The following is a 23,901-nucleotide window of genomic DNA, read 5'->3' on the forward strand; positions in this document are numbered from 1 at the left end:
ATCTTTCTGAAGCGTTGTCCTAACCGTAAAACGTCAGCTTTTTGAATTGACTCTTAGGTTAGACGCTTGCATTTATTGGACAGGTTTCCCTTCCATCGCAAGACGCCCACACAAGTCACCTGCGCACACTGTCAAAGATCGTTTCAATCCAACCTCTTGCGAGGTCGCCCCAAGGACGTTTCGTCCGGGGTGAGCCGCCCATTTTACATCTCTTCGTACTTCCGTCAACACCCTCAGCGAAGCTTTTTTGCTGAGGAGATTGCCGAGCGCGAGAGATGCGGCGGCGGGGTGGCGAATACTAGGGAGGGCTTGCGAGTTTGGCAAGCGATTGCGCGAAAATTTTTTTTCGCGTAGTGCGATGACGATCGCTTTCGTCGATGCGTGAAATATCGAGCACGACGATCTGCATCGTCGCGCTCGACTTTATTACCCCTGTGTCAGCAAAACGCGTGCGAAATTACGCTTGCCGATCTGCAGAACCCCCTCAAAACCCGGTGTAAACATACGCTGCGCATCTTCGACAACTTCCGCGTCGATGCGCACAGCACGTTCCTTGAGCTTGCGATTGGCTTCTGCATTGCTCGGCGTAAGACCTGCGGCCGTAAGTAGCGCCGGCAAACGCAACCCTTCTAGAGGCACCGCAATTTCGGTAAGCGGCAAAAGACGGGTATCGCCCTCGCCACGCACCACGGCGTGCCAGCCTGCAATGGCCAGTTCCGCAGCGGCCGCGTCGTGGAAGCGCGCGGCAAGCTCACGCGCTAATCGCAGCTTTGCATCGCGCGGATTGAGCGCACCGCTCGCCACATCGCGTTTCATCTGCGCAAGCTCGTCGAGCGACACGTCAAAGCTCAGCAGCTCGAACCAGCGCCACATCAGCTCGTCGCCGATCTTCATCGTCTTGGTGACGATATCGATCGCCGGCTCGTTGATGCCGATGTAGTTGCCCAACGATTTGGACATCTTGTTGACGCCGTCGAGGCCTTCGAGCAGCGGCATCGTCAACACGATTTGCGGCGGCTGCCCATGATGTTCCTGCAGCGCCCGACCCATCAACAGATTGAATTTCTGATCTGTGCCACCGAGCTCGACGTCGCACCTCAGCGCCACGGAGTCGTAACCCTGCGTGAGCGGGTACAGAAATTCGTGAATCGCAATGGGCTGCTGCGCGGCGAAGCGCTTGGCGAAATCGTCGCGCTCGAGCATGCGCGCCACCGTGTGCTGCGCGGCGAGCTTGATCATGTCCGTCGCGGTCATCTGACCGAACCATTCGGAATTGAAGCGCAGCTCGGTTTTCTCCCGATCGAGCACCTTGAAGACCTGCTCGGCGTAGGTCTCTGCATTCGCCAGCACATCCTCGCGGGTAAGAGGCTTGCGCGTGACGTTCTTGCCGGTCGGATCGCCAATCATCCCGGTGAAATCGCCGATCAGAAAGATCACCTGGTGTCCGAGATCTTGAAATTGCCGCATTTTGTTGAGCAGCACCGTATGGCCCAGGTGCAAATCCGGCGCAGTCGGGTCGAAGCCCGCCTTGATGCGAAGGGGACGCCCAAGCTTGAGTCGCTCGACCAATTCTTCCTTTTTGATGATCTCGTCGGCGCCTCGCGCAATGGTGGCAAGCGCCTGGTCAAGCTCGTTCATGCATTCCTCGTGATTTAGTTGCTTAGGCAGCCAAATAGGTGATGCCGGCCGTCAATACCGTTAATTGTGCGTTAACCGGAAACATCATGCAAACCATTGATGGAAAAGGCATTGACGCACTTTACACAAGGTCGTTATGGTACGCGGCAATTGATACTTTGTACCGCGGGGGCGGTCGCACGATGAATAATAAGAAGAAGGTCCGCTAGCGATGGCCGAAGGCAAGCTCGACGCGCGTAGCGCGCGCAAACAGGCCATCCGCCGCAAGGCCCAACGCCGCCACTCACACTTCTACCAGCACTGCTCGCACTGGTCGTTCAACCGCCAGAGTGAAGGCACGCCTATCCATTGGTATCGCGAACGCTGGATGCTCGCGGCAACGGCGTTGCTGATTACGTTGCTGTCCGGCTTTCTGATTCCTGCGTGGGCGACAGCGATGAAGCCCACCACAGTCGAACCCATTGAACACACGCTGCTCCCCCTTGCCCTGCCGAAGATCGAAGCCCCCACGCTCAAGGCACCCGCAGTGGAAGATTGGCGCGTGGTGCAGGTTCGTCCCGGTCAGACACTCTCCGACATTTTCCAGAGTCAGGGTTTGAGCCTGACGGATCTGCAGCATGTGGTCGACAGCGCAGGCGACGCAAAATCGGCGCTGCACCATATCCAGCCGGGTCAGGAATTCGATTTCCTGATCGGTCGCAGCGGCAGCCTTGAAGGCATTCGTTTTGATAAGGACGAAGCTACGCGCGCTGTGATTCGACTCGACGGCGCTAAGCCTGCCGAAACCATCGCGGCACGTACAGTCGAGACGCGCGAGCAGGTTGCGCACGGTGTGATCGACGATTCGCTCTTTGCTGCCGCTGCGAAAGCAGGCCTGAGCAATGCGATGGTGATCAAGCTCGCTGACCTCTTCAAATACGACGTCGACTTCGTACAGGATCTGCGCGTGGGCGATAGCTTCACCGTGGTTTACGACAACGTTTATCGCGATGGCGCGTATTTGCGCGAGGGCGATATCGTTGCGGCCGAGTTCGTCAACCAGGGCCATCGTTATACGGCGTATCGCTTCAAGCGTGCTGATGGAAGCATCGGCTGGTTTAGCGAAGACGGGCGTCCCATCCAGAAATCCTTCCTGCGTATTCCGGTGGATTTCACGCGCATTTCCTCGCCCTTCAGCGCGGCGCGCATGCATCCGATTCTCGGCTTGATGCGCGCGCACAAGGGTGTCGATTACGCCGCGCCGACGGGCACGCCGATTCATGCTGCAGGCGATGGCGTAATCAAGTACCGCGCGTGGATGAATGGTTATGGCAACTTCGTGATCATCCAGCACGATTCGCACATCAGCACCGCATACGGGCACATGTCGCGCTTTGCGACGGAACGCATCGGTCAACACGTGCACCAGGGCGACATCATCGGCTACGTCGGCATGACGGGCTTGGCGACCGGCCCGCATCTGCACTACGAATTCCGCGTGGATGGTGTACAGCGCAACCCGCAAACGGTGACGCTGCCCAAGCCGGAGCCACTGGCCGGCGCGCAAATGGCGATGTTCCAGAGCAACGCGGTGAAACCGCAGCTTGCACGACTGATGGAAATCGACAACAACTACAAGCTCGCGCGCGCTGATTCCACCAAACGCAGCGACGACTGAGCCCTCACGTGGATGACGCGTCGGCGCTTTACATCGGCCTGATTTCCGGCACCAGCGCCGACGGTATCGACGCCGCGCTGGTGCGATTTGAGCAGAACACCCCGAAACTTGTGCACGCGCTGACGCATCCGTGGCCGGATGCGTTGCGCACGCAGATTCTGCGTGTTGCACAGGACGAAGCACGACTCGATCTGGATGCTTACGGGCGCCTCGATGTGGCGATCGGTCACGTCTTCGCCGATAGCGCGCAAGAACTTCTCAAGCTGAGCGGCGCGTCATCGGCGTCGGTACGCGCCATTGGCTCGCATGGTCAGACCATTCGTCATCGACCAACGGGCGAACACCCTTTCACGTTGCAGATTGGCGATGCGAGTGTGATCGCCGAACGCAACAATATCGATGTCGTTGCGGATTTCCGTCGTGCGGACGTCGCGGCAGGCGGACAAGGTGCGCCACTACTACCCGCCGTGCACGCCATGCTGTTGGCCAAACCAGGTCGTACGCGGGTGGTGCTTAATCTTGGCGGCATCGCCAATATCACCGTACTTTCGGCAAATGGCGACGTGCTTGGCTTCGATACGGGACCGGCAAACGGGTTGCTCGATGCATGGTGCCTGCGACATCGTGGCGAAGCGTTCGATCGGGATGGCGCGTTCGCAGCAAGCGGTCGCGTCGACGAAACGCTTCTTGCCACGCTTCTGCAGGATCTCTATTTCGCGCTGCCACCGCCGAAAAGCACGGGGCGTGAACATTTCCATCTCGCATGGCTGGATGCGCAACTGGAACCGGCAACGCGATCGCCTGCCGATGTTCAAGCGACACTGTTGGAACTCACCGCGCGAAGTGTCGTGAACGCGATTGCGCAACATGCCCGCGATGCCTCCGATGTGTTGATCTGCGGCGGTGGCGTGCATAACAGCGTCCTGGTTGAACGATTGCGCGCATTGTTGCAACCGCGCGCGATGCACAGCACCGCCGATTACGGCGTCGATCCGGATTATCTGGAGGCCACGGCGTTTGCGTGGCTTGCCCGGCAGCGCCTGCTTGGATTGCCCGGCAACTTGCCTGCCGTGACCGGTGCGAGTGGATGGCGGGTATTGGGCGCGATCTACGCAGCGCCCCGCACACTCCGCTGATCCATCGGTCAACGAAAGATCAGCGACTTCCCGTGGCAAGCTGCTCGGGGCGCGCCACAGAGAGTGCCTGCATCGCCTCCTGAAAAGCCGCCTGCTCGCTTGCATCCCACTCATTGGCGGGCGCCGCGAGCTCTTTCGATTCGCGCGAACTTTCCGCAAGCAAACCTGCGCTTTCGGAAACACCCAAACCGTGCCGAAGCGCCTGCAGTACGACGTCGTTGACCGCCACTTGGCGCTCTTTCGCCAGTGTCTTTATGCGCTCAACCATAAGGCGGTCGATGTGTCGAATCATGATATCCGGCATATGGCTCCACTCCGTGCCACGTAGCCCCTGTGTCTTGATGGTCGCCAACACGGCGCCCGCGAGCAATCACCATGGCGGCGATTCGTGGGCCAGTTGGCAGTTGCGATGTGAATGCGTCGGTAAGTGCGTTTAGTTAACTATTTGCTTCTGGTTGCTCGCGACGAAAGCGCGGCCAGAGCACACCGAAAAGCAACATGGCGGGCAGTATCGAGAGCACCGTGATCAGGAAATAGCTTCCGTATCCCAGTGCCGTCACAATGCCACCCGCGAAGAAACCGAGCAGTTTTCCAGGCAGGTTCACCAGCGAGCTTAGCAACGCGTATTGCGTCGCCGTATGCCTGCGATTCACGAGCAATGACAGAAACGCCACCGTCGGCGGCCCCAGAAGACCTTCCGCAAAATTCTGACCGGAAATCGCCAACGTCAGGACGGACAACTCGCCGTGTCGCGTGAGTAGCAACGTGTAGAGCAAGTTGCTGCAGCTTTCCAACACAATCGCCACACCCAACGTGCGCCATGCACCCCAGCGCGCGACGGCTGCACCACCTACGAATGCACCAGCGATGCCTATCCATACACCGTAGATCTTCGTGACCGCGCCAATTTCGGTTTTGGAAAAACCCATGTCGCGATAGAACGGGCTCATTACACCGCCCACGATGGACTGCTCTGGAACCTTGAACAGCAAGATGAAAAACAGAACCAGGAGAGCGAGCTTCCAGCCATAGCGGCGAAAGAAATCCGTGAAGGGATCGATCACACCTTCCTGCATGGCGCCACGCCAGGAGGTTGGTGTCGGATGACGCACGTCCGGCTCGCGCATAACGAGCGTCGTGATAATCGGAACCACCATCATCGCTGCCATCAACACGTAGACCAGCGTCCATGCGATGTGATCGGCGAGGATCACCGCAACCGCACCCGCCATCAGCAAACCAATCCGATACCCCAATGAATAGGTCGCCACAAGCGCGCCTTGGGCCGACGCGGGCGCGATCTCGATGCGGTAAGCATCGATCGCGATATCTTGTGTGGCGCCCATAAAGGCAACCAGCAACGTGACAGCGACGAACATGGGGAGTTGATGTGGTGTAAACACCGCCATTGCGACCAACCCAACGAGCACGCCTAACTGCGCGAACAGCAACCAGCCGCGACGTTGGCCCAAGCGACCGAACAACGGCAAACGCGAATGATCGAGCAACGGCGCCCAAAGAAACTTGAACGCGTACGTCATGCCCGCGCTGGCGATCATCGTGATGTCGGCCAGCACAATTCCGTTTTCTTTCAACCAGAACGCCGCGGTTCCCGCGACAAGCAAAAACGGTAATCCCGACGAGAAGCCTAACAGGCACAGCGTCCACGCAGCGGGCTGCGAAAACGAGCGCCAGATGGAAGGCTTGGCCGCCGGTGAAGCCACAGACTCAGTCGGCATAGTCGACGATGTAAGGCGCGTGGTCGGAGAAGCGTTCGTCGCGATAGATCGAGCAGTGCTTGAGGCGATCACGCAATGACGGCGTCACAACCTGATAATCGATGCGCCACCCCACGTTGTTTTCGCGAGCGCGGCCGCGATTGGACCACCATGTGTACTCCACCGCATCCGGTTTGAGTGCGCGGAAACTGTCGACCCAACCGCGCTTATGGAACAGCAGATCCAGCCACGCGCGCTCTTCCGGCAGGCAACCGGAATTTTTCTGGTTGGAACTCCAGTTCTTGATGTCGTCCTTGGTGTGCACGATGTTCCAGTCACCGCAGATGACGTAGTCGCGTTTACTCTTCAGCCACTTGTCGAAGATCGGCGTAATCCAGTCCATCACTTTGAACTTGAACTGCTGCCGCTCGTCGCCCGACGACCCCGAGGGTACGTACAGCGATACAACGCTCAGATTGCCGAACCGCGCCTCGACATAACGGCCTTCGTTGTCGAATTCATCCCAGCCCAGTTCGGTGATCACTTTGTCGGGTTCGCGCTTGGCATAGATGGCCACGCCGCTGTAACCCTTCTTGCTGCTGGCATCACGATAAAAACAGTGATGCCCATCGGGTCGAAACATGGGATCTGTCAGCTGATCTTCCTGCGCTTTGGTTTCCTGCAGGCAGACCACATCCGCACGCTGTTTTCGCAACCACTCGAACACGCCTTTGTTCGCGGCGGAGCGGATGCCATTGGCGTTAAGGCTGATGATGCGCATGGGCGTTCCTCGTGTGATGCGCCATCATAGCAACCATGGAGAAGTCACCCGCCATCCGTGTCACGCCCGTCACGCCCGAGCTGCGGCCGGCGTTGCTGCAATTGCGCGTCACTGCGCCGCAGCGGGACTTCGTCAGCGACATCGCACCATCGCTGGAGGACGCCGAACACTGTCCTGGCAGCACGCCCATGGTCATCCTTCGGAACGAAGAACCTGTGGGCTACTACCGGATTGAAATCAGCGCGGCCAGCATTGTCGAACGCGACTATGACCGGCCCGCGCTGGGGCTGCGTTCCTTTTTTGTCGATTACCGTTGGCAAGGACAAGGACTGGCATCGCGAGCACTGACTGCCGTTATCGACGACCTCTCCAGGCGCCATCCGCAAGCGCAATTGCTGGTGCTGCTTGTGAACTGCCGCAACCTCACCGCGCTGCGCCTGTATCTTCGCGCCCACTTCGTCGATACCGGACAGCTGTACCATGGCGGACGCGCCGGGCCACAGCACTTGCTCTGGCGCGATCTTCCCTGAACTTCGACGACCTCAAGAGAGTTTCCCGTGCACGACTATCAGCGCGACTTCATCGAACTGACCCTGCAGCGCGACGTGCTGCGTTTTGGCGAGTTCACACTCAAATCCGGCCGTCAAAGTCCGTATTTCTTCAACATGGGACGCATCGATTCAGGCGCGGCGCTGGCCCGGCTCGGTCGCGCCTATGCCGCCGCGGTGGTCAATTCCGGACTGGCGGTCGACATGCTGTTCGGCCCCGCCTACAAAGGCATTGCCCTTGCCGCGGCAACGGCGATGGCACTGGCAGACGAACACGGGCGCGATCTGCCCTGGGCCTATAACCGCAAGGAAGCGAAGGACCACGGTGAAGGCGGCGTGCTCGTCGGTGCGCCACTGAAGGGGCGCGTGCTGATCGTCGACGATGTCATGACGGCAGGTACGGCCGTGCGTGAATCCCTGTCACTGATTCGTGCTCAAGGCGCTACGCCTGCAGGCGTGTTGATCGCGCTGGATCGTCAGGAGCGAGGCCAGGGCGAACTCTCCGCCGCGCAGGAAGTGCAGCGCGATTACGGTATTCCGGTGGTAGCCATCACCGGTTTCAGCGACGTACTTGCTTACGCTGGCGAACGGCCGGATCTTGCGGCCGAGCATGAGCGCCTGCTCGCCTACCGCGAACGTTATGGCGTGAAGGCATGAACCACCCGCTGCAGTGAATTCAGTCACGCTGGCGCATACCTGTCGTCCATCTTGTCAAAACCCGCGGCTATACTGGGGCGAGGAGGGAGTCATGCGTCGATTCGTGTTCATCACGTCCGTTGTCTTTTCGCTCGGCCTGGCCGGCGCGGTATTTGCGCAGACGACGGCCAAGGTTCATTACCGCTGGGTGGACACCGGTGGTCAGACGCATTTCAGCGACAGCCTCACGGATGATGCTGTGAGATACGGCTACGACGTGATCAATAACGACGGCCAGATCGTGACGCACGTTGCACGGCTGATGACACCGACCGAACGCGCCACTGCGCAAAAGCAGGCGGCAGAGCAAGCGGCTCAGCAAAGTGCCATCGAGGCACGCAAGCGCGGAGATCTGAATCTGCTGAACACCTATCCGGATGAGGATTCGCTGAAGGAGCAGCAACAGCAGGTCCTGGAAAGTCTCGATGAGCAGATGTCCACGACCCGCGTTAATCTGCATACGCAGGATGCCGCGCTGACGGATCTGCTCAATCGTGCGGCCGATAACGAACGCGCGAAACAAGCTATACCGAAATCGCTCGCCGATCAGATCGCCGCACAGCGCAACGTCGTCGCCAACGAACGCGACTTGCTGCATCGTCAACAGGCCAATCGTGCAATTGTCGTACAACAGCAAGCGCAAGACCTGCAGCACTACCGCGACCTGAAAGCTCAGGAAAAGGCCGAACGCGGCTACTGATGACAGAGCGGGCGACGCGACGTCACCCAGCTCCGGCTGCACTATTTCAGAACGGCAACTTCAGCGTCGGATCGACCGCCAGCATCTGTGTGCGGAACAGGTCCTGGATGCGCTTGAGCGCCTCGGCATTATCGGCATCGAAACGCAAGACCAGAATCGGTGTCGTGTTGGACGGACGCACCAATCCCCAACCGTCCGGCCAATCGGCGCGTACGCCATCGATGGTGATGAGCGTCGCGTCGCCAAAGTTCGCCTTTTCACGGAATTTCTCCATGAAGCGATAGTGCTCACCCTCGGCCATCTCGACCTTCAGTTCGGGTGTAGAGACACCTTTCGGGCAAGTAGCGAAGATCTGTTCGGGCGTGCGGCCTTCGATGTCGCCGGCGAGAATTTCCAGCAGACGCGCCCCGGAATAGATGCCGTCGTCAAAGCCGTACCAGCGTTCCTTGAAAAAGAAGTGACCGCTCATTTCACCGGCGAGTTCTGCGCCCGTTTCGCGCATCTTCGCCTTGATCAACGAATGACCCGTACGCCACATCAATGGGCTGCCGCCGGCATCGAGGATTTGACCCTTCAGATGCCCCGTGCACTTCACGTCATAGATGATCGTGGCGCCCGGCTGGCGCGACAGTACATCGCGCGCGAACAGCATCAGCATGCGATCGGGGAAGATGATTTCGCCGTCGCGCGTGACCACACCCAAGCGATCGCCATCGCCATCGAAGGCGATGCCGAGATCTGCACCGGTCTGTTTTACCGAGAGGATCAGGTCCTCAAGATTGTGCGGATCGGATGGATCGGGGTGATGGTTTGGAAAGTTGCCGTCCACATCGCAATACAGCTGAATCACGTCGCAACCGATACCTTCGAGCACCTGCGGCGCAACGGCACCAGCGATGCCGTTGCCGCAATCGACGACCAGTTTCAGTCGGCGCTCGGTTTGAACGTCTGAAGTAATGCGCTCGATATAGTCCGGCACCACGTCCACATGACGCAGATTGCCTTTTTCATCGCTTTCAAGCGCATTGGCGGCGATTCGTTTGTAGAGATCCTGGATCGCGCCTTCCGACAACGTTTCACCGCCTACTACGATCTTGAAGCCGTTGTAGTCGGGTGGGTTGTGACTACCGGTTACTGCAACACCGCAGCCGGTGTTGAAACGATACGCCGCGTAGTACACCACCGGCGTCGGCACGGCACCGATATCGATCACATCGATGCCTGCTGCACGCAAACCATCGGACAACGCACCGGCAAGTTCAGGGCCGGAAAGACGACCGTCACGTCCCACCACCATCTCGCGCAAACCTTTTTCGCGCATGACGGTACCGATCGACTGGCCAAGGAGCTTCGCGACGGGTGCCGTCAAACTCTTACCAACGACACCGCGAATGTCATAGGCGCGGAAAATGGTGGGGTCCACCGTAACTGGAACGGCTGCAGGCGGCTTGGCGATCGGGCGAGCTGCAGCAGGACGGACGACCGGCGGTGCTGGTACGGGTGCGGGCTGTTTAGCAATAACGTCTGACAAACTTTCTTCCTCAACAGAAGCGACAACACGACGGCGCGCGGGCGATGTACGCACATACAACCAAAGCAGACCCACAGCGCCTGCCAGGCCGAGCAGACTCAGGAACATCGCAATGGGCACCGACTGTGGCAACACGATATAGGCGCCAGGTAGAACGGCGACCACGTTGAAGCTGCTACCTGCTACGGGTTTTCCTTCCGGTTCGGCGTCGAACGCTGACGAGCCGCCGTGCGCCAGCAACTGCAGATTCTCACCGCGATCGCTGCTCTGATGCAGCTCAAGCCGCCCACCGCCGGTCGCGAGGTTGTTGAATCGATCGGCAACGGGCGCGAAAGGAAATTCGATCCATGCCCACGCAAGCGGCTTTTGCTGCGACCCCAGCGGCAACACCATCGTGAGGCGGCGCTCGCCCTTTTCGGTCTGCGATTGCACCGGCGGCACACCTTCCGCATCCGGCGCGGCCATCAGTTGTGCGGCCTTTGCATAACCAAAATCGTGATAGTTCGCGTGCAGCACTTCGTCCAGGCCGGCACTATAAAGCTCTACGTTGCTGGCTTGTGGCAATCGCTGCTTGAGCGCCGCAAGCACCGCATCCGAATTGGTGGGAAGACCGCTGGTATCCAGAGCGGAAACAGCCCAACTCGCCTGATCGTGCAGCGTGGAAATTTCCTCGCCAAGTGCACGAACAGCATCGTCCTGCGCGGCGTGGATTTGCCTGATGGCGCCACTTTGGTTACCGATCAACCATGTTTGCCAGGCACAGAGCACGGCAAATGCCAGCAGCAACGTGCCGCCGGCGAGCATCAGCAATCTGTCCCACCGTACCTGCACATTTGGCAAACGCAATTGTGCGCCGCTCATCGCCATGCCCCATTCCCCACGTGTCTCAATGTTTTCCGGTGGATCCGAATCCGCCCTCGCCCCTCTGCGACGGCACGAATTCGTCAACGATTTTCAATCGCGCCTGTGCAACCGGCACGAGCAACAACTGTGCAACTCGCTCGCCAACTCCGATGGTGTACGGCTGCGTGCCACGGTTCCAGCAGGAAATCATCAGCGGCCCCTGGTAGTCCGCATCGATGACACCTACCAGATTACCCATCACCAAACCGTGTTTGTGACCAAGTCCCGACCGCGGAACGATCAACGCACACCAGCCCGGATCGCCGATGTGGATAGCCATGCCGCTGGGAACGAGCGCACTTTCGCCTGGGGATAGCGTCAGCGGTTGTTCCAGCGCGGCACGTAGATCCATGCCCGCACTGCCTGCGGTAGCGGCTTGCGGTAGAGGAATGCTGTCGCCCAGGCGCGGATCGAGGATCTTCAGCTCGACATCGATCATCCTCGCACCGCCTTGTAACGCGTGGCGATGCGCTCGATCAGTTGATGCGCGAGCGATGTTTTGTCGGCACGCGGCAATTCGGCCGAACCGTCGGGCCAATACAGCGTGATCGCGTTATCGGCGGTTTCAAATCCCAGCCCATCGCCGACTTGATTGGCGGCGATCATGTCCAATCCCTTGCGTTGCAGTTTGTCGCGCGCATAGTTCTCCACGTTTTGCGTTTCTGCGGCGAATCCAACCAGGAATGGATGCATGCGCTGTGCCGAAAGACTGGCGAGAATGTCCGGGTTCTCTGCCAGTTGCAGCGTCAGGTCCGAACCCGATTGTTTCTTCAATTTGTGCTCGGACACGGCGTTGGGCCGGTAGTCGCCTACCGCGGCAGCGCCAATATAGATATCCGCACCGGCTGCCGCTTTCGTCACCGCGGCATGCATCTGCGCCGCACTGCGCACGTCGATGCGCTCGGCGACGCCATGTGGTGTCGCCAACGTCACGGGACCGGCCACCAGGGTCACCTGCGCACCGGCTTGTGCAGCCGCTTCGGCAACGGCAAAACCCATGCGCCCGGAGCTGCGATTGCCGATGAAACGAACCGGATCGATGTCCTCATACGTCGGACCGGCGCTGACGACGACCTTCTTTCCGTGCAGCACGCGATCGCCAAACGACGCGACGATGGCTTCGCGCAATTCATGCGGCTCGAGCATTCGCCCGGAGCCCACTTCGCCACATGCTTGATCGCCGGCAGCCGGACCAAGGATATGAACGCCACGCGAGCGCAGCGTGGCCAGATTCGCCTGCGTCGCGGCATGCGCCCACATCTGCTGGTTCATGGCCGGCGCGAGATAGACCGGCGCAGCGGTGGCCAGACACAGCGTGGTAAGCAAATCGTTGGCATGACCATGTGCAAGACGGGCCATCAGGTCGGCGCTGGCTGGAGCGATGATGACGCGCTCAGCCCAGCGCGCCAGCTCGATATGTCCCATCGCCGCTTCGGCCGACTCATCCCACAAGCTCGTACGCACGGCTTCACCGGAGAGCGCCTGAAAAGTGGTGGGGGTCACGAAACGGGTCGCGTTCTCCGTCATCACGACACGCACATGCGCGCCCAGATCGCGCAAGCGGCGGACGAGCTCGCAGGATTTGTAGGCAGCGATGCCGCCCGACACTCCCAGCAATATGCGGCGTTGAGAAAGACTCATGGGATGCTCTGATCAATGTTCCGCAGGTGTCACCGACCCTGTCTGCCCGCAGGCCACAGCGTCATCGGCCCATGTAGGCAGGGCCTGACCTTCAACTAGACGGCTAGCTTACCGGATTCATGTACGGCAACTGCTGCCTTGATCGCATCGGCAGCTTCAAGCTGACGGCATGAGCATTCGACACTGGCCGGAGGGCGAACGCCCCCGCGAAAAATTGCTGGCTCGCGGCAGCGCCGCCTTATCCGACGCAGAACTGCTAGCCGTTCTGCTGGGTAGCGGTGTGCGTGGCAAGGACGCCATCGCACTGGGGCGGGAATTACTGACACGTGCAGGCAGTCTCGGCGCCCTGTTGGGCGGCCCCGATCAGGACATTCGTGCCAGCGGTCTGGGGCCGGCAAAACGCGCGCGCATCGCCGCGGCACTCGAACTGGCTCGCCGCAGTCTCGCCGAACAGCTGGCCGAGCGCCGCGCCCTGGACAGTCCCAGCGACAGTGGCGATTACCTCACCGCCCGCCTGCGTCATCTGCCTTATGAAGTTTTTGGCTGCCTTTATCTCGACAACCGCCATCGCGTGCTGGCCTTTGAAGAGCTGTTCCGTGGGACCATCGATGGTGCGAGCGTGCATCCACGGGAAGTGGTGCGTGCGTGCCTTCGGCATAACGCTGCGGCGGTGATTTTCGCGCACAACCATCCCAGCGGCATTGCCGAACCGAGCGCGGCGGATCAGGCCATCACCCGCGAACTGGGACAGGCGTTGCGGTTGGTTGGGGTCCGGGTGCTGGACCATCTGGTCATCGGACAAGCCCAACCGGTCTCCATGGCGGCGCGCGGGCTGCTCTAGTAGGGTTTGCCTTAAGTTTTTTGCGGCCAAAAAAACGGCGCGACCGAGAGGTTCGCGCCGGTGGCCGCATGAGGGGAGGGTATAGCGGGATGCGGCAGTCCCGTATCGATCCGGCGGGGGAGACGCCAGTGATACCCGCGCATTGTCGCGGCGCGTCATGACTGGGTTGTGACATCCAGTGGGCAGCTCCGTCCGAACGAAGTGGCAAGACTTATGCACATTGCCGCCGCAGCGCCATTTACAGGCATATTACTGAAGAGCACATCAACTTAGTCTCTCAATCAATTGATCTAAAACGATTAATTGGATGACAGCTTGATTTCCGTCGGGCTTTTGTGCAGCAGACCCTACGCCGCCTTCACTTTCCCCACAGACTTATCCACAGCCTGATCCGTCGCGTTGCAGCAGGAACCCTTCTGGTCGCGGGAACCGTTTGAAATAGCGCTGAAACGAGGGCCTGTGGCGTTGGGTCTGATAGGATGCGCGGTCCCATCCCTATTGATCTCCACCCGTGAAAGACGCGCTGCACGAACTGGTCTACAAGGCCATCCAGACCCTTCAGAGCGATGGCACCCTGCCGGAGGGCGTCGAACCGCCCCATTTCGTGATTGAGCGCACCCGAAGCCGCGAACACGGCGATTTCGCCACGAACGCCGCCATGCTGATGGCCAAGCCCGCACGCGCGAAACCGCGCGATCTAGCCGAAAAACTGGTCGCCGCCCTGCCCGCCAATCGGCTGATCGGCAAGGTGGAAATCGCGGGTCCGGGTTTCATCAACTTCTTTCTGGCGCAGGATGCCTATCACGCCGAGGTGCGTCGCATCCTCGTCGACGGCGATGCGTACGGACGTAGCCACGATGGTGCGGGCAAAACGGTGGGCGTGGAGTTTGTGTCGGCCAACCCGACTGGCCCGCTGCATGTCGGTCATGGCCGCAACGCGGTGATCGGCGACTGCCTGAGCCGCCTGTTCGACGCCACCGGCTGGAACGTCAAGCGCGAGTTCTACTACAACGACGCTGGCGTGCAGATTCAGAACCTGGCCATTTCGGTGCAGGCGCGTGCGCGCGGCATCGCGCCGGGCGACGCGGGCTGGCCGGAAGACGGTTATCGCGGCGATTACATTGCCGACGTTGCGAAAGCGTATCTGGCTGGCGAATCGGTGACGGCCGACGGTCACACGGTAACTGGCGCAAAAAATCCCGACGACCTCGATGCCATCCGTCGCTTCGCCGTGGCGGCGCTGCGTCACGAACAAGATCTGGACCTGAAAGCGTTCGGCGTCGATTTCGATGTGTATTTCCTGGAGTCGTCGCTTTACACCGACGGCAAGGTCGAAGAAACGGTGCGCGAATTGCTCGCACACGGCCACACCTACGAAGAAGGTGGCGCGCTATGGCTGCGCACCACCGATTTCGGCGACGACAAAGATCGCGTGATGCGCAAATCCGATGGCACGTACACGTATTTCGTGCCGGACGTGGCTTATCACCTGAGCAAGTGGCAACGCGGTTACGAAAATGCCGTGACGGTGCTGGGCGCCGATCATCACGGCACCTTGGCGCGCGTCAAAGCAGGCTTGCAGGCATTGGATGTGGGCATTCCAAAGGATTGGCCGCATTACGTGCTGTATCAAATGATCACCGTCATGCGTGGCGGCGAGGAAGTGAAAATTTCCAAGCGCGCTGGCAGCTATCTCACGCTGCGCGATCTGATCGACGAAGCCGGCCGCGACGCCACGCGTTATTTCCTGATCTCACGCAAAGGCGATTCGCAGCTGGTTTTCGACATCGACCTGGCGCGCTCGCAGAGCAACGACAATCCGGTGTATTACATCCAGTACGCGCACGCACGCGTGTGCAGCGTGATGCGTCAGGCGGCTGAGAAAGGTTTCGCTGTCGACTTGGTGAATGGTCAGGCGCATCTATCGCGCCTTGACAACGAGCATGAGCAGATCCTGCTGACGGAGCTGTCCAAGTATCCGGAAATGGTCGAGAACGCTGCCGCCAATCTAGAACCTCAACTTCTCGCTGCATGGTTGCGCGAACTGGCCAATGCGTTCCACACCTACTACAACTCGCATCAGTTCCTGGTCGAAGATAAGGATGTGCGCGACGCGCGCGTGGCCTTGGTGATTGCCACGCGGCAAGTTCTGAAAAATGGTTTGGATTTGTTGGGCCTCAGCGCCCCGGAGAGCATGTAATGGCAACACGCAAGGGCAAGGGCCGGCAGGCCGTTCGCAACAACGGCGGCGGATTTCCGGCTTGGGCGGGAGTACTTATCGGGGTACTGATCGGGGCCCTCGTCGTGGTTGTGCTGATGCGTCATTCCATGGTGCCGATGGCGCCCAAAGGCCCGCAGCCGAATCCGGAAGCGACCGCGCAGCCGGGTAGCGATGAAGGTCTGCAGCCCACGACCAGCACAACGACTCCGAAGAAACCGCAATACGACTTCTACTCCGTACTGTCTGAGAAGGAAGTGCGCATCCCGGATTCGGAAATCAGCGCGCAAGCCAAAGCCGAACAGCAGCAACAGGCCGCGCAACAAACGAAGAACACGCCCGCAACGACTCCGCAGCTGCCGCCGAATGCGCCGCAGGCTGTCACGCAGAACATCACGGCAGCCCCTGCTTCTGCCGTTGCGGCACCGGCAGCCAGCCCGACCGCTAGCGGCTATCTGCTTCAGGTTGGCGCTTTCCCAAGCGCGGCCGATGCCGAAACACTGAAAGCCAAACTGGCGTTGCAGGGCTTCGTCGCCAATGTGCAATCGGTCAACGTCGGCGGTCAGACTTACCACCGTGTGCGATTGGGGCCGTTCCATTCGGCGACCGATCTCGAATCGACCAAGCAACGACTCTCCGCAGCAGGCATTCCTGCCATTGCGTTGAAAGAAGGTAAGTAATCCTCGCGCGTTTCATGCAAAAGGCCACGCAATGCGTGGCCTTTTTTTGCACGACATGGAGCGACGTCGGGGTATCTCAATGGCGCCGCTTCAGGCGTATCAGTCCCGAAATATCGTCATCGCCATGACCCTGCTTCATCAGCTCGGCATAGTCCGCCAGCGAACGCTCGATGACATTGCGCGATGTGCCAGCCTTTTCAGCGATGCCGCGCACGATGCCAAGATCCTTGTGCAATAACGCCAGCTTGAATCCGACGCTGAATTGGTTCTTCAACATCGTCGCGCCGCGCTTTTCGAGAAACCAGTTACCCGCCGCGCCTGCACCCAATGTGGGAATGAGGCGTTCCGGATCGAGACCCAATGCCTCGCCCAGTGCCAGTCCTTCGCAAACCGCTTGCGCAATACCCGCAACCAGCACTTGATTCACCGCCTTGGTCGCCTGACCGGCGCCCACGTCCCCCAGATGCGTGACGCGCAGCGCATACGATTCGAGCACCGGGCGGGCGCGCTCCAGCACCGCCGCATCGCCGCCGACCATCACCGACAACTTGCCGTTCTTTGCGCCTTCAACGCCACCGGAAACCGGCGCATCGAGAAAATGCGCGCCAACTTCTTTCAGGCGTGCAGCCGCTTTCTTCGCCGTCTCGGGATCGACCGTGGAATGATCGATCACGATCGTGCCGGGACGCACATGCGGCGCGAGCGCTTCGACGGTGTCGAGTACATCGGCATCCGCGGTCACGCACAATGCAATCACGTCGCATTGCGGCGCCAGCTCAGCCAATGTCGCCGGCGCGGCGACACTCAGCTCGCGCGCCAACTGCTCCGCTTTCGCGTGCGTGCGATTGGCCACTGCATGCAGCAAGCCATGTTGCTTGAGATGCCCGGCCATCGGTGCGCCCATCGCGCCCAACCCGATAAAAGCAGCCTTCAAAGTCATGCGTTGTCCTTCACTTTCTCAGTCGTTATTCAACGCACGATGCACATCGTGCGTCACGAATGGGTCTTCTCGTTTTGGGGGATCGAGCCAGTGCGGCCGCGAAAGCGTGTGCCGCATATCGGTCAGACCGCTCTGCCAATGCTCACGCATCGTCGTGATACTGAACTCATAATCTTTGTAATGCCCCTCGTAGGGCTTGTCACGATAAATCAGATGGATGAGGTTGGTGAGTGAGCCGTTGGCTTGTTTCTCTGCCCGGCGATAGGCCGGATCGTTGCGCTTGTCTTCCGGCACCAGCTTCATCAGGTCGTGCAGGAAACTCTGTTGCTCGCGGGTCAGACGCATGTATTCGGTCACCATGCGCGTGCGGCTGGAGAACTGGATGTCCTTGCTGCGCTCGGCGACCATGCTCATGTCGCGCGGCAACGCACCGCACGCACTCCACAAATCCACCTGGAAGATCAGCGCATCGCGATGCGGCTGGTCGGAAAGCACCTTGTAGAGCGGTGTGTTGGAGACCATGCCGCCGTCCCAGTAGTACTCGCCGTCGATCTCGACGGCGGGGAACCCGGGAGGCAGTGCGCCCGATGCCATGAAGTGTTCCGGCCGCAGCTTGTGATGACGATTTTCGAAATACGCGAAATTACCCGTGCGCACATTGACCGCACCTACCGACACACGCATCGTGCGGCTATCGTTGATGCGGTCGAAATCCGCCAGCCGCTCCAGCGTTTCGCGCAGCGGCGCGGTGTCATACCAGCTCGCCGTAGCGGGCGTGCCATGCAACTGCAGTACCGGCGGCGGCGTGCGTGGCTGGAAGAAACCCGATTGCCCCTCGGTCAATGCGCGCCACGCCGACAAGGTATTGACGCCATCACGGAATATCTGCGGCCACGTCATTGTTTCCGGCCACGGCAACGCCGGACGATTGGGCCAAAACGCCGACTTGCAGATCGTCTCCCAGAATTCGGTGAGCTTCTCGACCCGATCTTCGGGGGCGTTGCCCGCGATGATGGCGGCGTTCAACGCACCGATGGAAATGCCCGCTAACCAGTTTGGATGCAAGCCCGCTTCGCTGAGCGCCTGATATACACCTGCCTGATACGCACCGAGCGCACCACCGCCCTGCAGAACCAGCGCAGTGACCTTGTAGGCATCCTGCGCGGGATGATGCGTGGCGACCTTCGACGTTGACGTCTTCTGCCCAGTCATGGAGCGCCTCTATGCAGCAAGATAATCGTGAACCACTGTTCCCAGATCGAGCGTGAGATCAGTGATGTAATGCAACGCCGACTCCACCTTCAGCACCGGCAGATCCGCAACGGGCGCCAACGCATGGGGATGAAGCTCCAGCGAAGCGGGACCTGTCCACGCGCCTTTCAGTGTGACGTTGCTGGTGTAGTAACGCACCAGTTCGCAGATGCGCTGCGTGCCATCGACATGTGGAATGATCTTCAGCAGATAATTGGGCGCAGCGAGACCGGCAAGAATGGCTGCATGATCCGCAGGGCGATGCTTGAACCCCATCGTCGCCTTGGCCACGCGCACCTTGCCGTAATCGAGCGTACCGACCAGCGTATCGATTTCGGTATCCAGCACAGGAGTGGCGAGTTTCTTCGGAAAACCCCACAACTCGCGGCCACCGGCAATCGGCGGATGATCGTTGAGATACATGGAGTGAACGTAACCGCCGCGTTCACCATTGAATGTCACGGGAATCACCTGCCCCGACTCGGTGTAATCGCCGAAGCCGGTGGAATCGGGCATGCGAATGAATTCGTACTTCACCAGCGGCTCGGTCACTTCGAGCGGCTCGGGCACGACAGCACGCAGCGCGTCCATGTCGGTGCGATAGGTGATGACGAGGAATTCGCGATTGACGAAACGATAGGGCCCTGGCGGAAACGCCGGGCTTGTCAGCGGCATGGCGAACGCGTTGGCTTTGACGTCGGCAATTTTCATAAAGGTCTCCTTGTGGCGGCACGAGATGGCGCACGCCCGCAGACGTGCACCACGCACACGACAAAAATACTTACTGCATGTACCAGCCGTGGCTCACCACAAAACTCTGACCGGTCAGCGCTGCGCTCGGGAATGCCGCCAGGAACAAAGCCGTTTCAGCAATGTCTTCGACCGTGGTGAATACACCATCCACCGTGTCTTTCAGCATCACGTTCTTGATGACATCCGCTTCGCTGATGCCCAATTCTTTTGCCTGTTCCGGAATCTGCTTTTCAACCAGCGGCGTACGCACGAAGCCCGGGCAGATGACGTGCGAGCGAACGTTGTGCGCTGCGCCTTCTTTGGCAAGCGTGCGTGACAGACCGAGCAGGCCGTGCTTCGCCGTGACGTAGGCCGACTTCAGTTTCGAGGCCTCATGCGAATGCACGGAGCCCATATAAATCACCGTGCCGCCGCGGTTATCTTTGTACATGTGCTTGAGCGCGGCCTTGGTCGTTAGGAAACCGCCGTCGAGATGAATCGCGAGCATCTTTTTCCAATCGGCATAAGAGAACTGATCGATCGGGTTGATGATCTGCACGCCCGCGTTGGAAATGAGAATGTCCAGATGACCGAAGGCGGCGACTGTCTTGTCGGTACCTGCATTCACCGCGTCTTCGTTGGTGACATCCATTTCGATGCCGATAGCTTTGCCGCCCGCTGCCTTGATCTCTGCCGCGGCAGCATCCGCCGCCTGCTGATTGATATCCGCAATCGCCACGGCTGCACCGTTCTTTGCGTAAAGCTCTGCGATCGCTTTGCCAATGCCGCTTGCAGCGCCGGTGATCAATGCAACCTTGCCGTCGAGACTTGCCATATGCCACTCCTTCGGATGGGGGATGGGGAAAGGATTATGGGCGGCACATCCATCCGGTTCAGAGCGCCTCGCTTGCTTGCGAGACGCCGTGATCCTGCTACATCAGCGCACGCCTTCGGATAGGTAGGTATAGCCGGTCAAGCCTTCATTCAATGTTACAAACAGCTGTTCGGCCTGCTCGCCGCTAACGCCGGCGGCGCTGATTCGTTCGCGATAACTGCGACGTAATGCCTCAAGGTCATATCCGACGTAATCGAGCATCAAATCGGTGGTATCGCCGCGGCGCTTGTGTGCGAACACATAGTTGTTGCCGTCCGCGCGCACGTTCACTGCATCGGTATCGCCGAATAGATTGTGGATATCGCCCAGCGTTTCCTGATAGGCGCCGACCATGAAAATGCCCAGGCGATAAGGCTCGCCGTTTTTCAGCTCGTGCAGCGGAATGCTGACGTCCACGCCTTCGGCATCGACGTAGTGGTCGATGCGGCCATCCGAATCGCAGGTGAGATCGACCAGCACACCGCGGCGCGTCGGCTCTTCGTTCAATCGTGCAATTGGCGCGATCGGGAAAATCTGATCGATGGCCCAGACGTCCGGCACCGATTCGAATACCGAGAAATTGACGAAGTATTTGTCGACGAGCTTTTCGTCAAGATCATCCAGCGCCTGACGATGCGCGCGTTCGGCAGGCAGCAAGCGTGCACGCACCGCGTTGGCGATGGCGTAGTACAACTCATCCAGCCGCGCGCGATCGGCCAACGACAACTGACCCAGCGCGTAGAGGGTCTGACCCTCTTGCAGATGATGTTGCGCTTCGTGGAAAAGCTCCAGCGACGGACGCACATCGAGCTCTTCGTACACCTCGCGCAGATGACGCAAGACCGCAGGCTCGTCTTTTTCGGCAGACGGCAGACTGCCGGCAGGCACCGCTTCTACTTCGCTCACATTGATCACCATCACCGCGTGATGCGCGGTCATCGCGCGACCAGCTTCGGTGATGATGTGCGGCGCCGTCAAACCTTCCGCTTCAACCGCTTCGGCGAGCGATTGCACGATGGTGGCCGCGTATTGTTCCAGCGAGTAGTTGATGGAGTTGTGGCTACGCGAACGCGAACCTTCGTAATCCACGCCGAGACCGCCACCGACATCGACGATCTCCAGCGGCACACCAAGGCGCGTGAGTTCGACGAAATAGCGCGTGGCTTCGCGCATGCCGTTGGCGATGTCGCGCACGTTGGAAATCTGCGAGCCCATATGAAAGTGCTGCAGTTTCAGCGTGTGCTTCAAACCCGCTTCATCGAGACGCTCGACGAGATCCAATACTTGCGCGGGCGACAAACCGAACTTGCCCTTGTCACCGCCCGTGTTCTGCCATTTGCCCGCGCCGATCGACGCAAGACGAACGCGTACGCCAAGCAACGGCTCGACATTCAACGCTTTCGCTTCGGCAATCACGTGTTCCAGTTCGGACGGCTTTTCGACGACGATATGAATGCGCAAACCGAGCTTGCGGCCAATCAGCGCAAGCCGAATGTATTCGCGATCCTTGTAGCCGTTGCAGATCACGATGGAGCCCGGACGTGCCATCGCCAGCACAGCCATCAGCTCGGGTTTCGAACCGGCTTCGAGACCAAAACCATGTTCGCCGGCCGCGACCAGTTCCGCGACCACGCCGCGCTGCTGATTCACCTTGATCGGATAGACGGCCGTATAGCCGCCCGCATAGTTCCACTCGCCAATCGCCTTGGCGAACGCGCCCTGCAGGCGCGAAAGGCGGTCGGCGAGGATGTCCGGGAAGCGCACCAGCAAGGGCAAGCGCAAGCCTTCGGCGCGCGCGCGTTCGACGATCTCGGGCAGCGAAAAAGCTGGCCCTTTCGAGCCATGAGGTCGGATCACGATGTGACCGGCATCGTTCACATCGACATAGCCATCGCCCCAGTAGGGCACGGCATAGGTGTGACGCGCGGTCTGGGTATTCCAGGAATTCGCCATGGACGGTATCTCCTTATGCGGGCCGTTCGATTGACCCTAAAGATGACATCGTCGCAGCGGCGAGCCTTGACGAACGCTAAGTCCACCGGCCGGAAGCCTCGCACGCCGCGGGGCCGGAAGGACTCGTCAGGTGGCGTCCGCATGGGGTGGGCGCGACCCGAATGCCTAGTGTAATAGGCCCGGCGCGACAATTTGAGGTCAACCGCATCGCCACCGTTATCGGTACAATTGCGTCTCTTTAACCTTGCTTCTCAGGATCGTCCCGTCATGTCGCAGCCCAGCTGGTTCACCGAAGCGCATCAGGCTTCTGGTTCCTCCATCGGTTATCGCGTGGAAAAACCGCTTCATGCCGAGAAAACCCCGTTCCAGACCATCGAGATCTACCAGACCACCGACTGGGGCAACCTGATGGTGATCGACGGCTGCGTGATGCTCACCAGCCGCGACAACTTCCTCTATCACGAAATGATGACCCACCCGGCGCTGTTCACCCATGCGCGTGCCAAGCGCGTGGTGATCATCGGCGGCGGCGACTGCGGCACGCTGCGCGAAGTGCTCAAGCACGAAGAAGTCGAACACGCCGTGCAGGTGGAAATCGATGAGCGCGTCACGCGCCTTGCCGAACAGTATTTTCCGGAGCTGTGCGAATCGAACAACGATCCGCGCGCCGAATTGCTGTTTATCGACGGCATCAAATACATGGCCGAAGCCGAGCCGGAATCGCTGGATCTGATCATCGTGGATTCGACCGATCCGGTCGGTCCGGCAGAAGGCCTTTTCAACGCGGCGTTCTACACGAGCTGCTTCAAGGCGCTGCGTCACGGCGGCATTCTGGTGCAGCAGAGCGAATCGCCGATTGCGCATTTGGAACTGATCAAGTCGATGCGCGCTGCGATGCGTACGGCCGGTTTCAGTGCCGTGCGCACCTTGCCCTTCCCGCAGCCGTGCTACCCGACCGGCTGGTGGAGCTGCACGATGGCCCGCAAAGGTGGCGATCTTGTCGGCTTCCGCGAACGCGGTGCCATCAGCAAAAACTTCCCCACGCGCTACTACAACGCCGACGTGCATAAGGGCGCGCTGGCGACGCCCGAATTCATGCGCGAAGCGCTGGGCGAATAACTGCGGCGAATGATCAGCTGCCCGCTCATGCAGCGGGTATCAGAACAACCGGCTGCGCACCTTGGGCAGTACCACCAGTACCAGGGTCGTAACGGGACCCAATAGCAGCGACAGCAAGAACCACCACAGTCCGCTGCGGTTCTTGCCCTGCGCCAGGCCGGCATTGATCAAGGCGAGCGTGCCCCATCCCGCAAACCATGGGACGTTCCCCTGTGCCAGCGTCAAAAACGAATCCACAGCTCTCTCCCACCTACCGGAATGGCAAGCGACCATGCTAACAAGTGCAGCCGCTTACCGGGTCATCTGAATCCAGCCGTTCAGAACAGCCTTAGTCCACGCGGGGT

At 59.8% G+C, this 23,901-nt stretch carries 22 protein-coding genes; 9 read left to right on the top strand and 13 right to left on the bottom strand.

Features of this window, described 5'->3' with window-relative positions; all coding sequences use genetic code 11:
* Positions 1–426: 426 nt before the first annotated feature.
* Positions 427–1,638, bottom strand: coding sequence for a tyrosine--tRNA ligase (tyrS, locus tag VK725_RS05850; protein ID WP_325317119.1), 1,212 nt, complete (start codon positions 1,636–1,638; stop codon positions 427–429).
* A gap of 211 nt (positions 1,639–1,849) precedes the next feature.
* Between tyrS and VK725_RS05855 the strand changes: the two genes are divergently transcribed.
* Positions 1,850–3,295, top strand: a complete 1,446-nt coding sequence (locus VK725_RS05855) for an OapA family protein (protein ID WP_325317120.1) — start codon at positions 1,850–1,852, stop codon at positions 3,293–3,295.
* 8 nt (positions 3,296–3,303) lie between these two features.
* Entirely contained in the window at positions 3,304–4,431 is a 1,128-nt protein-coding gene (locus VK725_RS05860; RefSeq protein ID WP_325317121.1) for an anhydro-N-acetylmuramic acid kinase, read from the top strand.
* A gap of 19 nt (positions 4,432–4,450) precedes the next feature.
* Here the strand turns inward: VK725_RS05860 and VK725_RS05865 are convergent, their stop codons facing one another.
* The 3 genes from VK725_RS05865 to VK725_RS05875 all read right to left on the bottom strand — a co-directional run bounded on the left by VK725_RS05865 (position 4,451) and on the right by VK725_RS05875 (position 6,930).
* On the bottom strand, positions 4,451–4,735 hold the full coding sequence (locus VK725_RS05865) for a hypothetical protein (protein WP_325317122.1): 285 nt from the start codon (positions 4,733–4,735) through the stop codon (positions 4,451–4,453).
* A 133-nt stretch (positions 4,736–4,868) separates the two neighbouring features.
* Positions 4,869–6,170 (bottom strand): AmpG family muropeptide MFS transporter, encoded by a 1,302-nt coding sequence (locus VK725_RS05870; RefSeq protein WP_414648453.1) that lies wholly within the window; start codon positions 6,168–6,170, stop codon positions 4,869–4,871.
* Positions 6,160–6,930, bottom strand: coding sequence for an exodeoxyribonuclease III (locus tag VK725_RS05875; RefSeq protein WP_325317123.1), 771 nt, complete (start codon positions 6,928–6,930; stop codon positions 6,160–6,162). Before VK725_RS05875 ends, VK725_RS05870 begins: the two co-directional genes overlap by 11 nt.
* Before the next feature lie 35 nt (positions 6,931–6,965).
* Between VK725_RS05875 and VK725_RS05880 the strand changes: the two genes are divergently transcribed.
* From VK725_RS05880 to VK725_RS05890, 3 genes are all read left to right on the top strand, one after another.
* On the top strand, positions 6,966–7,460 hold the full coding sequence (locus tag VK725_RS05880) for a GNAT family N-acetyltransferase (protein ID WP_325317124.1): 495 nt from the start codon (positions 6,966–6,968) through the stop codon (positions 7,458–7,460).
* A gap of 27 nt (positions 7,461–7,487) precedes the next feature.
* On the top strand, positions 7,488–8,135 hold the full coding sequence (gene pyrE / locus VK725_RS05885) for an orotate phosphoribosyltransferase (protein WP_325317125.1): 648 nt from the start codon (positions 7,488–7,490) through the stop codon (positions 8,133–8,135).
* Between the two features lie 91 nt (positions 8,136–8,226).
* The gene (locus VK725_RS05890; RefSeq protein WP_325317126.1) at positions 8,227–8,874 is read left to right on the top strand and encodes a DUF4124 domain-containing protein; all 648 of its coding nucleotides are present in this window, start codon (positions 8,227–8,229) and stop codon (positions 8,872–8,874) included.
* Positions 8,875–8,920: 46 nt separating this feature from the next.
* Here the strand turns inward: VK725_RS05890 and VK725_RS05895 are convergent, their stop codons facing one another.
* From VK725_RS05895 to coaBC, 3 genes are read right to left on the bottom strand one after another with little or no spacing between them, the layout of a single operon-like run.
* Entirely contained in the window at positions 8,921–11,272 is a 2,352-nt protein-coding gene (locus VK725_RS05895) for a phosphomannomutase/phosphoglucomutase (protein ID WP_325317127.1), read from the bottom strand.
* 19 nt (positions 11,273–11,291) lie between these two features.
* The gene (gene dut / locus VK725_RS05900; RefSeq protein ID WP_325317128.1) at positions 11,292–11,747 is read right to left on the bottom strand and encodes a dUTP diphosphatase; all 456 of its coding nucleotides are present in this window, start codon (positions 11,745–11,747) and stop codon (positions 11,292–11,294) included.
* On the bottom strand, positions 11,744–12,949 hold the full coding sequence (gene coaBC / locus VK725_RS05905; RefSeq protein WP_325317129.1) for a bifunctional phosphopantothenoylcysteine decarboxylase/phosphopantothenate--cysteine ligase CoaBC: 1,206 nt from the start codon (positions 12,947–12,949) through the stop codon (positions 11,744–11,746). Before coaBC ends, dut begins: the two co-directional genes overlap by 4 nt.
* A 169-nt stretch (positions 12,950–13,118) precedes the next feature.
* Between coaBC and radC the strand changes: the two genes are divergently transcribed.
* The 3 genes from radC to VK725_RS05920 all read left to right on the top strand — a co-directional run bounded on the left by radC (position 13,119) and on the right by VK725_RS05920 (position 16,688).
* Positions 13,119–13,790 (top strand): RadC family protein, encoded by a 672-nt coding sequence (gene radC / locus VK725_RS05910; RefSeq protein ID WP_325317130.1) that lies wholly within the window; start codon positions 13,119–13,121, stop codon positions 13,788–13,790.
* A gap of 511 nt (positions 13,791–14,301) precedes the next feature.
* The gene (gene argS, locus VK725_RS05915) at positions 14,302–15,990 is read left to right on the top strand and encodes an arginine--tRNA ligase (protein WP_325317131.1); all 1,689 of its coding nucleotides are present in this window, start codon (positions 14,302–14,304) and stop codon (positions 15,988–15,990) included.
* Entirely contained in the window at positions 15,990–16,688 is a 699-nt protein-coding gene (locus tag VK725_RS05920; RefSeq protein WP_325317132.1) for an SPOR domain-containing protein, read from the top strand. Before argS ends, VK725_RS05920 begins: the two co-directional genes overlap by 1 nt.
* 76 nt (positions 16,689–16,764) lie before the next feature.
* Here the strand turns inward: VK725_RS05920 and VK725_RS05925 are convergent, their stop codons facing one another.
* From VK725_RS05925 to speA, 5 genes are all read right to left on the bottom strand, one after another.
* Complete coding sequence (locus VK725_RS05925) at positions 16,765–17,628, bottom strand: NAD(P)-dependent oxidoreductase (protein WP_325317133.1); 864 nt, start codon at positions 17,626–17,628, stop codon at positions 16,765–16,767.
* An 18-nt stretch (positions 17,629–17,646) separates the two neighbouring features.
* Positions 17,647–18,840, bottom strand: coding sequence for a patatin-like phospholipase family protein (locus VK725_RS05930; protein WP_325317134.1), 1,194 nt, complete (start codon positions 18,838–18,840; stop codon positions 17,647–17,649).
* Positions 18,841–18,849: 9 nt separating this feature from the next.
* Positions 18,850–19,590, bottom strand: a complete 741-nt coding sequence (locus VK725_RS05935; protein ID WP_325317135.1) for an acetoacetate decarboxylase — start codon at positions 19,588–19,590, stop codon at positions 18,850–18,852.
* Positions 19,591–19,660: 70 nt separating this feature from the next.
* The gene (locus VK725_RS05940) at positions 19,661–20,446 is read right to left on the bottom strand and encodes a 3-hydroxybutyrate dehydrogenase (RefSeq protein WP_325317136.1); all 786 of its coding nucleotides are present in this window, start codon (positions 20,444–20,446) and stop codon (positions 19,661–19,663) included.
* A 102-nt stretch (positions 20,447–20,548) separates the two neighbouring features.
* Positions 20,549–22,438, bottom strand: a complete 1,890-nt coding sequence (gene speA, locus VK725_RS05945) for a biosynthetic arginine decarboxylase (protein WP_325317137.1) — start codon at positions 22,436–22,438, stop codon at positions 20,549–20,551.
* Positions 22,439–22,705: 267 nt separating this feature from the next.
* Here speA and speE point away from each other — a divergent pair, with 267 nt between their 5' ends.
* The gene (speE, locus tag VK725_RS05950) at positions 22,706–23,557 is read left to right on the top strand and encodes a polyamine aminopropyltransferase (RefSeq protein WP_325317138.1); all 852 of its coding nucleotides are present in this window, start codon (positions 22,706–22,708) and stop codon (positions 23,555–23,557) included.
* 39 nt (positions 23,558–23,596) lie between these two features.
* Here the strand turns inward: speE and VK725_RS05955 are convergent, their stop codons facing one another.
* Entirely contained in the window at positions 23,597–23,794 is a 198-nt protein-coding gene (locus tag VK725_RS05955; protein ID WP_325317139.1) for an antitermination protein NusB, read from the bottom strand.
* Between the last annotated feature and the right edge of the window lie 107 nt (positions 23,795–23,901).

The sequence above is a fragment of the Dyella sp. genome (assembly GCF_035486915.1).
Taxonomy (GTDB): domain Bacteria; phylum Pseudomonadota; class Gammaproteobacteria; order Xanthomonadales; family Rhodanobacteraceae; genus Dyella_B.